The following is a 12,710-nucleotide window of genomic DNA, read 5'->3' as shown; positions in this document are numbered from 1 at the left end:
AAAACAACACGCGATCGCGCTACTCTAAATGAGAATCTTTATGATTAAATTCTCATTGAATACTCCATTAATGACGAGGCTTTAAACAGAAACTTCCAAGTTCTCCAAGATCACATCTCTCAAAATCAGATAGCTCAATGGCGTTGTTACCCGAGTCAATTCTGTGGTTCTCCAAAAATATTCAAGTTTCAAGAAGTATGGGTTGTTGGGCAGCTTATATCTGTCGCAATCATTGCCATTTATTTTCCTAGGGAAAGCATTGCCCGTCATGTTACGGCAGGAAGGCTTGTCACTAACCGCGATCGGGTTGATTTCTCTGCTGATTTTACCGATTACCTTCAAGTTTCTCTGGTCACCTTTAATCGATCGCTATAGCATTCCAGCGTTGGGCCATTATCGATTTTGGATCATTATGCTCCAGAGTTTAGTGGCAATCGTGACGGCTGGATGCAGCTTGATCAATCTTGAGACCAGCTTGCCTCTCTTGCTAGCTGGGATGTTAGTGATTGCGATCGGCTGCGCTAGCCAGGATATTGCCACCGATGCCCTCGCCCTGGGGCTCCTAGAACCCCAAGAACGCGGTTTTGGGAATGCGATTCAATGTATTGGGGTTTCGCTGGGTAGCATGATTGGTGGGGGTGGTATGCTGATTTTGCTGAACCATTTAGGCTGGCAGAATAGCTTACTGATTTTGTCTAGTCTCATGCTGCTTGCACTCCTGCCGGTTTTATTTCATCGGGAAAGCCCCAAACCCCCAATCGTTGCCCCAATCACAGCCCCCCTTTTGTCTAAGCGCGATCGTCGATCGCCACCTTTCCAGGGAATGCTTGATTACTTCAAAATCTTTCTGGATTTTTGCCAACGGCCTAGGATGAAAGTGTGGCTGACCATTTTGCTACTATTTAACTTTGGCTATGTTCTTTCCGCTTACCTATTCGATCTTCTTTTAGTGGATTTGAATATTTCCTTAGAAAATGTTGGATGGTTAGAAGTATTGTCTACAGGAACCAACATCTTAGGTTCACTGATTGCCAGTGGCATCATTGCCCAGGTTGGTCGCCAGAGATCGCTACGTTGGGCCTTTAGTCTAGCCGCATTCAGTATTCTGTCCTATATTGCCCCTGCATTAGGTTGGGTTCAGTTACCCATTCTGGTGAGCCTTACCGTATTGACTTCCCTCGCCCTTGGCGTGGTGGTGACCAATGCCTTTACGGTGATGATGGATAAAAGCTATCCTGCCAGTGCTGCTACTGATTACGCCATTCAAGCATCATTTATTACCCTAGGTAGCATTCCCGCACGGGTTGTCGGTGGCCTGTTGGTCAGTGGCATCGGGTATATTGGAGTCTTTCTTTTAAGTTCGGCGATCGTAGGGCTGTGTCTTTTACTCATTCCCCATAGTTTTCAGTGTCATACTCCCGTTGATACCTCTGTGGCAAGTAAATCATCACGGGTTTAAATTCACTGCAATTGAATCGATCAGGAAGTTAACCCATGATTATCATTCAAGATTCTAAGTTTCCGATCGTGGCTGTCCAGTTTATCAATGCGATCAGCCTTGCAGATGTGGAGCAATATTTAACCCAGTTTGATCAATGGCTGGGGCGCAAAACCCCATTTGGCGTGCTCTTGGCCCAGGTCAGCGATCCCACCCAGGCCACGATCGAAGATGAAACTGTGCATCAAGCAGTCCATCGCGCGATCGTGCAGTGGGGCAAACAGAATAAAGACCGGATTGCCCAGCATTGTGTGGGCATGGTGTTGCTCATCGAAGACGCAGCGGAATTCGCCCAAAAGCAACGGGCTATCCCCAAAACCATTACGGCGATCTATGGCTGCCCAGGACAGGCTTGTGCAACGAGATCGACAGCAGAGCAGTGGTTGCGACAGCAATTATAGCGGTAAGCATAGACCCAAAGCTAGCTCCAGAGACAAGTCCAGAGCGAGCCCCAGAGACAAGTCCAGAGCTAGCCCCAGAGCGACTAAAACTCAGAGTTCAGGCCAATGCGAATCGTGGTACCCGGTTGATAGAGACGATTGACTTTCTCGTAGGTGCGACCGCCTAGATTTTCTAAATAGAGCAGCAGGCCCAACCGACGGGTAATGGGAATGCGAGCGCTGAGATCGACATTCAGCCATGAAGGTGAAAAATCACGCGGACTCTCACCCGGATTCACAAAAATGGCTCGCCGTGCCCCGCTGAAGTAATTGGCATATAAATTAATCTGCCAACCCTGATGCTCATAGCCAATGCCGAATTGCCCCACAGAAAATGGCACCTGAGCCAATTGCAATCCTTTTTCTACCCCAGAGCCGATTCGAGCATCCGTATAGGTGTAATTGAGAAAAGTTTTCCATTGAGGGGATAGCTGGTATTGCAACGCGAGTTCCAATCCATGGGTATTCACTTTACCGATATTTTGCCATTGGGAAATGGTGCGGCCATTGCGGGGGGTGGCTTGAATGGCAATCCGATCGCTCAGTGCACTGCCGAAATAGGTCACCTGGCCAGCCCATTGGGGACTCGGTTTGAAATCAATTCCCGCAGTCCAGGATGATCCCGACTCCGGTTGCAAATTTTCATTGGGGAACCAGTTATGCACAGTATCGTAGGCAAATTGCTGATCTAAACCCGGTAAGCGGCGCACCGACACCCAACTGCCCCGCAACCCGATCGTGCGGTTAGGCAACCAATTTAAGCCCACACTGGGATTCAGGGAACTACCAAAATCCCCACTAAAGTTTTGGCGCAGACCCAGTTCCGTGCGTAGCGTAGGGGTGAGTTGCAACGTGCCCAAAGCAAACAGCGCAGGCGTAAACCGCGAGGTTTCCACGACTTCGTTAAATTGATTAACAGCAGGATTATTGCTGGTCGTTTCTGACGTGAGGTAAGCCGTTTTGGCATCTAACCCCCAGCGCAGTTGCGCCGATCGAGTCAATTGCCAATCATGATCAAGCCGGAAATTTAAACTACTGGAGCTTAAACGGCCTTGGCGGAAAAAGACATTGGCCGTTGGCCCAAAGGTATGAAAGTAGTCTTTGTTAAAGCCTACGGAGGCATTTAATACCGATCCCGCTGCTAATTGCGATCGCCAATTCAGCCCGGTGTTAAACGCATCATGGTTCAAGCGATCGCGCTGGAGCGGAAACCCAAAGTACAGTAAACCCTTGCGGCTAGTGATTTTGGTGCCATCCAAGGTGAGCGTATTGCGAGGATCGATCGCCCAAGCAAAGCGACCGTAGTAGCTACTGGTGGCACTGTCGCCATTGAATAAATTGCCATCGGGGCCTCGGTTGGCCGCACCTCTGGGGACAGGATAGTCGCTGGTAGATTGGAACTGCTCATAGCCCAAGGCGTAGTCCACATCACCAAAGGAGCCGGTGTAACTGCCGCGATAATTTTCCTGCCCGTAGGCTCCCAACTGCACAAGACCGTTGAATTTAGGCGTCTGGCTACCGGGCTTAGTAAAAATATTAACCACGCCCCCAAAGGCTTCTGAGCCATAGAGCGTTGCGCTACTGCCGCTGGATACTTCAATGCGATCGATCGATTCCACGGGCAAACTATTCAAGTCAATATTGCCGTGATAGGTGTTGACGTTCGTCGTAATCGATCGACCATTGAGCAGAAACACAGATTGGTTGATCGAAGCCCCTCGATAATAGGTTCCGGTGTGAATATCTGCGCCAAATCCCACGTCGTTAATGGCAAATCCCGGCAGTCCTCGCAGGCTCTCTGCAACGCTATTAGCCCCTTGTTTATTGATTTCCGTTTGATCGACACGATAGGTCGGGGTGGCCTGGGGAAGTTCTTCTTTCACCCCTGTAATCGTAATTTCTTCTTCGTCCGGTGAGGCTGGGTCTAGCTCCTGCGCTTGGGCAATCTTGGGGGATAACCCCAGCCCAGATACGATCGTGCAGGTACTGACCCACCCAATTATAGAAATCCAGCCTGACCTTTCAGAGGCTAACTTAAGACCATGTCCACTATGTTTTCTCTCACACCCCAACTCAGTCTTTCTCACCATCGTTCTAACCAATCTTAATGACAGATGAATGCTCCTCAATCTCAACCTGTTGCAAAACATTCAATTTGTCAAAAGACAGCCTGTCGTTATTTGTAAGGCTGAGTTTGATCCCCACACCAAACCAATTTGTCACCCTTGCAAAACTTTTATTGAAATACTTTAGCATTAATAGATCGTGGTATATTGATCTGAATCTTAGACCAAACAATCTTGAAAGTCATAATCACTGGTGGCTATCGCACGTCATGACTGTCAATTTGTTTTTTATGTGTATTTGAGATTAACTGAGGTTATTTGGAGTTGAGACCGGTCAGGTAAGCTTCTCAGTTATAACTTATGGAGATGAGGTGAGCTTGTGTCGTTAAAGGATTTATTTTTGGCAGGGGGGCCAGTCATGTGGCCACTGTTATTGTTTTCAATTGCAACGGTCGCCATGGTGATTGAGCGATCGCTCTTTTGGTCGCGGTTGCTCAAAACTCAAAATGCCATTGTCCGGCAAGTCATTAGTTTGTATCGTAGCGACCCCAGTTTAGCGATCGAAAAACTGAGTCGGCATTTAAACTTGCCCATTCCCCGGATTTTCCATGAAGCGCTCTCCCTCGAAGATGCAGACTCTGACGAATTTGCGCTGGCGATCGATGGCGCAATTCAGGCAGAAATTCCGATCCTGAAGCGGTTTAATGATTTTTTTGATCTGATTGTGGGTCTATCTCCTTTATTGGGATTGTTAGGCACGGTGACGGGATTGATGCAATCTTTCTCCAACTTGACCTTGGGGGGCGTAGACGGGAGCAAAGCCGTTGGGGTGACCTCTGGGATTAGTGTGGCTTTAATTACGACGGCCTTTGGGTTGATTGTAGCGATCGCGGCCTTTGCGGTAGCGAGCATTTTCCGCAGTTTCTATACTCGGCAACTCGCCCTGATTCAAGAAAACGTTGCAGAAATTGAACTCCTGTATCGCCGTCGCCAAAAAGCGTTTACGTTTAACCCCACTGAATCTCGCTCCTAATTGACAATGCCAGGAGAGTTACTATGCCCCGCCGCCGCGCGATCGCCGAACCGGAACAACCCACTCAAATTAATATTGTGCCGATGATTGATGTGACATTTTCAATCTTGGCGTTTTTCATTATGTCTACGCTATTTCTAACTCGCTTGGAAACGCTATCCGTCAATCTCCCTAAAGCAAAAAATTCCCAGACACAACTCAATAATAATCGGGTGACTTTGACCATTAATGAACAGGGGAATCTATTTCTGGATAGACAACCGATTCAAGCAGATCAAGTGGCTGACTCGATCCAAAAGCGACAGCAACCGGATCAACCCTTAGTCGTTATTCTCAATGCCGATCGGGCCATTAATTATGGGGCTGCGGTGGAAGTCCTGGATAAAGTTCGTCAGGTACCGGGCGTGAGGGTAGCCATTTCCACCAAGAAGGAGACGGCTCCTGTGGAAGCAGACGCTCCATAAGCTTACTATCGCATCACTAGTAGGATGAAGCCTCTAAATGGTTGGTAGTGACCACTTGGAGGCTTTTAAGTCATAAAATTGGAGAGGTTTCAGGCCAGGGAAAAGTCTCTAAATAGAGCTATGTTGCTTCCTTTAAACCCACGATCGCCTGTTCAAATGCGAGTTAGATCGATAAGGGAGGAACAGTATCATCAGAATCTTGATCATGATGGTGATCGTAATCGGGTAGTAAATCTTCCGCATTGCGAATACAGGGAAACACATATCCACTAACACCCACAGCAACCATTCCGATCGCGGTCAGCAAGAATAGGACTGCAATGCCTGAACCTGAGCCTGAACCAACTAGGGGCGTGAACCCTTGGGCCAGCCAACTGCCCGAATGCATCATCGGTTCAAAAACACGATCGGCCAGTGGCCCCGCAATCAACGTCGCGATCGCACCGACGATCAAGCCCAACATATGGGCCGAGGCTAAAACTCGACCCTGCACTTCCGGCTCCACCTTGGCATACCAAATGGCATAACTGGAACCAAAGGCCAAGGGAATATTCAGCGCTGAAAACACTTGCGAGCCGAACCAAATGGGATACCGTTGCCCTACACCGAGGAAAATCCGCCCCAAACCTGCACCCATAAATCCAACTAAAACGCCATGAATTCTGCGCTGAAATCCACCCCAGAAGCCGAGAGCGATCGACCCAACCACCCCGCCAACACCCGCAGCCGTGACCACCGCCCCCAGAATTTGGGTATTCCCATCTGTCCGGGCTAAAATCATTGGCTGATAGAGCGTTTCGCCCATGTGATAGGTCAGGAGGAAGGCACAGAAAAGAACCGTCAACGCGGATAGACTGGGACGTGCCCAAATGTAGTTCAACCCGAAAGACAGTTCCTGCCATAAGCTAGCGCGATCGCGGGGAATTTCAGTTTTCGGCGGTTGGGGAATGGGGATGATCCAAACGGCTGCAATGCCCATCGTAAAAGTAATGACATCGATCGCCATGATGCCTAAGATCCCGATCGTGGGATAGAGAAAACCGACCAAAGCAGGCGCTAGAATGGCCGACCCATAGGTCACCAGGGAACTAATGCTACTGGCACGGGCATAATGTTGCTTCGGAACCATGAGCGAAATGGAAGCGGAATAGGCCAAGGTTTGCAATTGCTCAAAGCAGCCATAGACTACAGCAAGGGTATAAAGATGCCAAACTTGTAAGTAATGGGTCGCATACAGTAAAGCAATCATAATCGTACAGAGCGCAACGATCGCGTCACTCACAATCATGAGTCGCTTGCGATTAACTCGATCGATTATCAACCCTGCAAATAAGGTAATGAGAATTTGCGGAACTTGGAAGAAAAAACTCAACAACGCGATCGCAGTACTTTCCTGCGTGGTTTGCCAAATCCAAATCGTCAAGGCAAATTGAGTCATGGCGGTACCAATGGCAGAAGCCATCTGTCCGCTCCAAAAAATAGTGAAGTTACGCACGATCGAATTTTACAGAAGAATTTGACAGACAAGAATTTCGTCATTAACTGAACATAACGATCCTTCTAAATCCCCGCGCTGACGCGCCGCTGCGCTAGAAATAAGGGGAGCTTTGAAAGAATTTGACCGAATTCCCCCTTTTTTAAGGGGGATCGGATCTGTAGCATTGATAAATCCGTTTGGGATTACCTTCCAATCAAACAGCTATTGAAATAATTTACCACTATGCTGAGCTAATTTTTCCAAGGATTTAGCCAAGTCGATCGGCCCACCAGCCAGAAAATTTCTCATCCTGCCTTGTTCATAGGAAAAAATCCATGGTAGGGTTAGTAGGTCACTTCTTGAGAATCTTACTCAAAAAGAGTTCAATTATTGAGACTTCTGTTATGACTATGCCGTCAGTCGGGATTCGCTCGCTGGCCGTCAGCTTTCCCTCCACGATTCGCACCAATCAATATTGGCTCGACAAGTTTCCTGACCTCGTTTCTCCTGGGCAGCGATCGACCAGACTGCCACAGCCCTTGGAATTATCAGAAAATCCCAGTGGTTTGGAAATTTGGTTACAGGCGATCGTGCCCTATTTGGCCGATCCCTTTCGCGGCAGTGTGGCGCGGCGGGTGCTGGCGGAGCAGGAGAGTTCCCAGGCGTTGGAATCCCAAGCAGCACAGGCAGCATTGCAAGCAGCGGAGTTGCAGCCAGAACAGATTGATCTCGCGATCGTGGCTTCTCTCTTTCCCGATGAAGTTGGCCCCGGAACAGCCGCCCGTTTAGCCCAGTCTTTAGGGTTAATCTGTCCCGCTTGGAATTTAGAATCCACCTGCGCTAGCGCCTTAGTTGCATTGCAAACAGCACAATCACTCATACAAACGGGCATTTACCATAACATTCTCATTATCGTTTCCCATATTGGATCTCGATCGGTCAACGATCGGGATACCCTTGCCTGGTCAATGGGGGATGGAGCAGGAGCCTGGGTGGTCAGCCCCGTGGCCCCTTCCCAGGGAATTTTAGGGACGTACATCCTTTCAACTGCAACCACTACCGGAGCCTATGTTCACGAGTGGGGGATGGATGAGCAGGGTCAGCCCCGCATTCAGACCCGCACCGGGAACAACGTGAGTCGTTTAGCAGAAATCGCAGCAGAGACTATGCAACAGTGCTGTCAGGCGGCGCTAGCAGCGGCAGGCGTAGGACTGGAGGAAATTCAGCTATTTGCCATCAATACGCCAACCGCTTGGTATGCCGAGGTCTTTGCCCAGGCGTTGGGTGTGGAGAGCGATCGCGTTATGAATCTATATCCCGACTATGGCAATATTGGCCCGGTGTTCCCGATGGCTAATTTGGATCATGCGGCAAGGGCTGGAAAAATTCGGGACAACGATTTGGTGTTGATCTATGCCAATGGGGCTGGAGCGACCGCTGCCGCGACGGTAATGCGATGGGGGGCGGTCGCTTTGGCAGCCGAGTCAGGACAAGAGGTGACTCGGGAATGTCCACCGACGCCAATTCTATCGACTGCATCTATATCCACTGCATCTATATCCACTGCATCTACATCAACTACATCAACTGATCAATCCGATCGCGTAGCGTCCCTTTTGTCATTATCATTAGCCGATCGAGCCTCCGCCATCACGATATATTTAATTGAATGGCTGGCCCAAGCCCGACAATTATCTCCAGACCAGCTAAACGGAACAATCCTATTATCCACACTACTAGATTCTTTGATGGCGATCGTGCTGCGCAGCCAATTGGAGACAGACTTTCAGGTTCGGGTACCCATGGAAAAATTCTTTGGTGAACAGACAATCGATCATTTAAGCCAATATCTCATGGATCAACTATCCATTGTAGAATTAATCAAAAATCCAGCGATTCAACCTGAACTGAGTCAAGCCAACGATCGAGAAGTAATGATTCTATAAAAGTCTTCTATAAGAGTGCTATAGAAGTATTTTTATCCATAATTGATAACTAAATTTTTGTGCTTGGAAGACTGTTTTAATAACAGTCTAAAACAACTATTCGAAGCATTTTAGCTAGAAATTCAACAACACCATGCAAGACACTCGTCTAAATTCACTTTTACAACAACTTTCCCATCAGGGCATTCAGCTTTCAGTGGTGGGAGAATCGCTCCAAGTTGATGCTCCGAAGGGGGCTTTGACCGAAGAACTACGGCGATCACTAATACAGTCCAAAGCCGACATTTTGGCATTACTGCGCCAGCACCAATCGAACCAGCAGAGCAATGATCTCCCCACGATCGTCCCAGATCCCGAATCGCGCTATGAACCCTTTCCGCTAACGGATATGCAGCACGCCTTTTGGATCGGGCGCAGTGGCATTTTGGAATTAGGGAATGTGTCCAACCATGGCTACTACGAGATCGAAGGGACAGGCTTAGATATTCAGTGCTTAAATCACACCCTACAACGCTTAATTAAACGCCATGACATGTTACGAGCGATCGTTCTCCCCAATGGACAGCAGCAGATTCTGCGGGAGGTTCCGGAATATTCATTGAAAGCGGTTGATCTCCAGGACGAGGAACCCACCACGATCGCTGCACAACTGGAAGCCATTCGACAGGAAATGTCCCACCAGGTACTCCCCGCCGATCAATGGCCTTTGTTTGATTTTCGGGCAACTTGTTTACCGGGCGATCGGGTGCGACTGCACATCAGCTATGACTTACTCGTATTTGATGCCTGGAGTTTATTCCGTCTGTTTGAAGAATGGTTTCAACTATACCAAAATCCAGCGGCACAGTTAACGCCCTTAGACCTGTCTTTTCGGGATTATGTTTTAGCAGAGCAGTCCCTCCCCCAGACGCAACTTTACCAGCGATCGCAGGACTATTGGCTCAAGCGGTTGGATGCTTTACCGCCAGCGCCCGATTTACCCTTAGCCAAGCATCCCAAGGAACTACAAACCTACCATTGCCAGCGTTACCATGGCCGAATGGAACCGCAGGATTGGCAGCAACTGAAACAAAAAGCCACCCAAGCGGGTTTAACGCCTTCAGGATTGTTACTAGCAGCATTTGCGGAAGTGATTGCACTGTGGAGTCATAACCCCCAATTTACGCTAAATTTAGCGTTGTTTAATCGCTTACCCCTGCATTCTCAGGTCAATCATTTGCTAGGTGATTTTACATCCGTCACACTGTTAGCGATCGATCAATCTCAAGCGCTTTCTTTCCGCGATCGGGCGATTCGTATCCAGCAACAGCTTTGGCAGGATTTAGAACACCGCTACTTTAGTGGTGTGCGCGTGACTCGCGAACTGACCCGTCGGCAGGGTGCAGCGCCCAATGCCATGCCTGTGATTTTTACCAGTACGCTGGGGTTTGCGGGACTGGGTCAGGAGACGCTCACCTTTAGCCACTTTGGGGAATTGGTCTATGGAATTAGCCAAGCCTCCCAAGCTTGGATGGATGTTCAAGTCTGGGAAGAAAAAGAAACTTTGACCTTTAACTGGGATGTGGTGGAAGGGCTGTTTCCTGAAGGCATGATTACAGACATGTTTAGCACCTATTGTCAGTTGCTCAAGCAATTAGCGCAGTTAGATGCCCTCTGGACAACATCCACCCGCCAGCTACTCCCCATCAACCAGTTAGCTCAGCGAGCAGCGAGCAATGCAACGGAGGCCCCTATATTTAATGGACTACTCCACGAATGGTTTATTCAACAGACTCGCCAACAGCCCGATCGAATCGCAGTGATTGCTTCGCAGAAAAAATTAACCTACCGTGAAGTTTACGCACGATCGATTCACCTAGGCAATCATTTACGCCAGTTGGGAGTACAACCGAATCAATTGGTGGGGATTGTTATGGAAAAGGGCTGGGAACAAATTGTGGCCGTGATGGGGATTCTGATGTCCGGGGCTGCCTATGTCCCGATCGCGCCGGATTCCCCCCTGGAACGGTTACACTATCTGCTTCAGCACAGTGAAGTCAGGATTGTATTAACCCAGTCTTGGATGGATTCCCGCATCGATTGGCCATTGGATATTCAGCGAATTAGTTTGGATACGGAACAGGGATGGAGCCACGATTCAATTGATGATAAGGCTCAAGTGATTGAAAGCGTACAACGTCCCGATGACCTAGCCTATGTCATTTATACTTCCGGATCTACAGGTTTACCGAAAGGGGTAATGATTACCCATCGCAATGTCACTAATGTGGTGGTGCATACAAATCAGCGTTTCCAGGTTAGCAATCACGATCGCATTCTAGCTGTAACGGCTCTGAATCATGATCTATCGGTCTATGACATTTTTGGTTTACTCAGTGCGGGGGGCGCGATCGTGTTACCCGATGCCGATCGAGTGAAAGATCCCCAGCATTGGGCAGAGCTACTCCAGCGGGAACAGGTGACACTGTGGAATTCTGTGCCACCGATGATGGAAATGTTGCTCAATACTCTAGAGGATCAGCCCCCTCAGGCAGTCTCTCAGTTACCCACTAGTTTGCGCCTAGCGATTTTAGGAGGTGATTGGTGGCCGGTATCCTTACCCAGTCGGCTGCGATCGCACTCACCAGCGATTCAATTACTCAGCATCGGTGGGCCAACGGAAACTACGATTTGGAACATCGGCTATGAAATCCAGGACATTGATCCCCAATGGAAAAGTATTCCCTACGGGAAACCGATGGCCAATGCAAAATACTACATCTTGAATAATGCCTTAGAGGATTGTCCCACCTGGGTTGCAGGGCAAATGTACTGCGCAGGAATCCAGTTAGCCAAGGGTTATTGGCGCGATAGGGAAAAGACAGAGGCCAGTTTTATCACCCACCCGCGCACGGGGGAACGGCTCTATCGAACCGGCGATCGGGGACGATATCTACCCGATGGAACGATCGAATTTTTAGGCCGAGTGGATTTTCAAATTAAACTACGGGGACATCGCATTGAAGCTGGAGAAATTGAAGCAGTTTTAATGCAGCATTCGAGGGTGAAAACCGCGATCGTCAAAGCAATATCACCCGCTAAACCAGCTCCAGCAGCCTCTTCAAGCACCGATTCAGCAATTTACTTAGCAGCTTATATCGTACCGATCGCGGATGTTCCGACTGAAGTTTCTGCTATCCCGTCTACTGGTGTTCCAACCGTGGATGAACTGACTCAATGGCTGAAGCCAAAACTACCGGATTACATGGTACCTTCAGTATTCATGTTTTTGGATGCGTTCCCCCTTTCCGCCAATGGCAAGGTCGATCGCCAAGCCTTACCCACCGAAGCGCCCCTCTTCCACAAGCGAGAAGCAACCCATACACCGCCCCAAAACCAGATGGAACAAGCGATCGCGCAGGTTTTCCAGGACGTTCTAGACTGCGATCGGGTCGGTATTCAGGATAACTTCTTCGATCTCGGTGTAAATTCCCTAATGCTGACAACAGTCTATAGCAAATTAGGTTCAGCAATTCCTGATGTGATGCAGAGCCTATCCCTAGTGGATTTGTTTAGCTACCCTACGGTGAAAGCACTCTCTCAGCGTATTTTACAGGTACAATTCGAGCAACTATCGCAACCATCAAAAAACTCATCTGTAGAATCATCTGTAGAATCATCTATAGAACAAGTAGAGCAAGGATCAATACAGAAGATCACACAGGGTAAAAGTCGTTTGAAGCAACGGTTTGAGAAATCTAAACTCATGCAAAAGTAAGTTATCAGTTTTCTCGCTGGATGACCTAT

At 48.6% G+C, this 12,710-nt stretch carries 8 protein-coding genes; 6 read left to right on the top strand and 2 right to left on the bottom strand.

The features are described 5' to 3' along the window. Window positions 1-163: 163 nt before the first annotated feature. Window positions 164-1,459 (top strand): MFS transporter, encoded by a 1,296-nt coding sequence (locus H6G21_RS14320; protein WP_190574107.1) that lies wholly within the window; start codon window positions 164-166, stop codon window positions 1,457-1,459. A gap of 35 nt (window positions 1,460-1,494) precedes the next feature. Continuing rightward, a complete protein-coding gene (locus H6G21_RS14315; protein ID WP_190574106.1) occupies window positions 1,495-1,899 on the top strand; it encodes a hypothetical protein in 405 nt (134 codons plus the stop codon). Window positions 1,900-1,982: 83 nt separating this feature from the next. Here H6G21_RS14315 and H6G21_RS14310 read toward each other — a convergent pair whose 3' ends face one another. Beyond that, a complete protein-coding gene (locus tag H6G21_RS14310; RefSeq protein ID WP_242041832.1) occupies window positions 1,983-4,028 on the bottom strand; it encodes a TonB-dependent receptor in 2,046 nt (681 codons plus the stop codon). Between the two features lie 394 nt (window positions 4,029-4,422). Between H6G21_RS14310 and H6G21_RS14305 the strand changes: the two genes are divergently transcribed. Both H6G21_RS14305 and H6G21_RS14300 read left to right on the top strand, forming a co-directional pair. Next, window positions 4,423-5,037, top strand: a complete 615-nt coding sequence (locus tag H6G21_RS14305; RefSeq protein ID WP_242041831.1) for a MotA/TolQ/ExbB proton channel family protein — start codon at window positions 4,423-4,425, stop codon at window positions 5,035-5,037. A 23-nt stretch (window positions 5,038-5,060) separates the two neighbouring features. Beyond that, window positions 5,061-5,501 carry a biopolymer transporter ExbD gene (locus H6G21_RS14300; protein WP_190574103.1) on the top strand — a complete coding sequence of 147 codons (441 nt, stop codon included), beginning with the start codon at window positions 5,061-5,063 and terminating at the stop codon, window positions 5,499-5,501. 163 nt (window positions 5,502-5,664) lie between these two features. Here H6G21_RS14300 and H6G21_RS14295 read toward each other — a convergent pair whose 3' ends face one another. Next, a complete protein-coding gene (locus tag H6G21_RS14295; protein WP_190574102.1) occupies window positions 5,665-6,996 on the bottom strand; it encodes an MFS transporter in 1,332 nt (443 codons plus the stop codon). A gap of 386 nt (window positions 6,997-7,382) precedes the next feature. Here H6G21_RS14295 and H6G21_RS14290 point away from each other — a divergent pair, with 386 nt between their 5' ends. Together H6G21_RS14290 and H6G21_RS14285 are read left to right on the top strand one after the other, a co-directional pair. Beyond that, window positions 7,383-8,924 carry a 3-oxoacyl-[acyl-carrier-protein] synthase III C-terminal domain-containing protein gene (locus tag H6G21_RS14290; protein WP_190574101.1) on the top strand — a complete coding sequence of 514 codons (1,542 nt, stop codon included), beginning with the start codon at window positions 7,383-7,385 and terminating at the stop codon, window positions 8,922-8,924. Window positions 8,925-9,057: 133 nt separating this feature from the next. Then, window positions 9,058-12,681, top strand: coding sequence for a non-ribosomal peptide synthetase (locus H6G21_RS14285; RefSeq protein WP_190574100.1), 3,624 nt, complete (start codon window positions 9,058-9,060; stop codon window positions 12,679-12,681). Window positions 12,682-12,710: the final 29 nt, after the last annotated feature.

Origin of the sequence: Alkalinema sp. FACHB-956 (assembly GCF_014697025.1) — a bacterium.
Taxonomy (GTDB): Bacteria; Cyanobacteriota; Cyanobacteriia; order Leptolyngbyales; family Leptolyngbyaceae; genus Alkalinema.
This window is presented reverse-complemented; position numbering and strand designations above follow the sequence as displayed.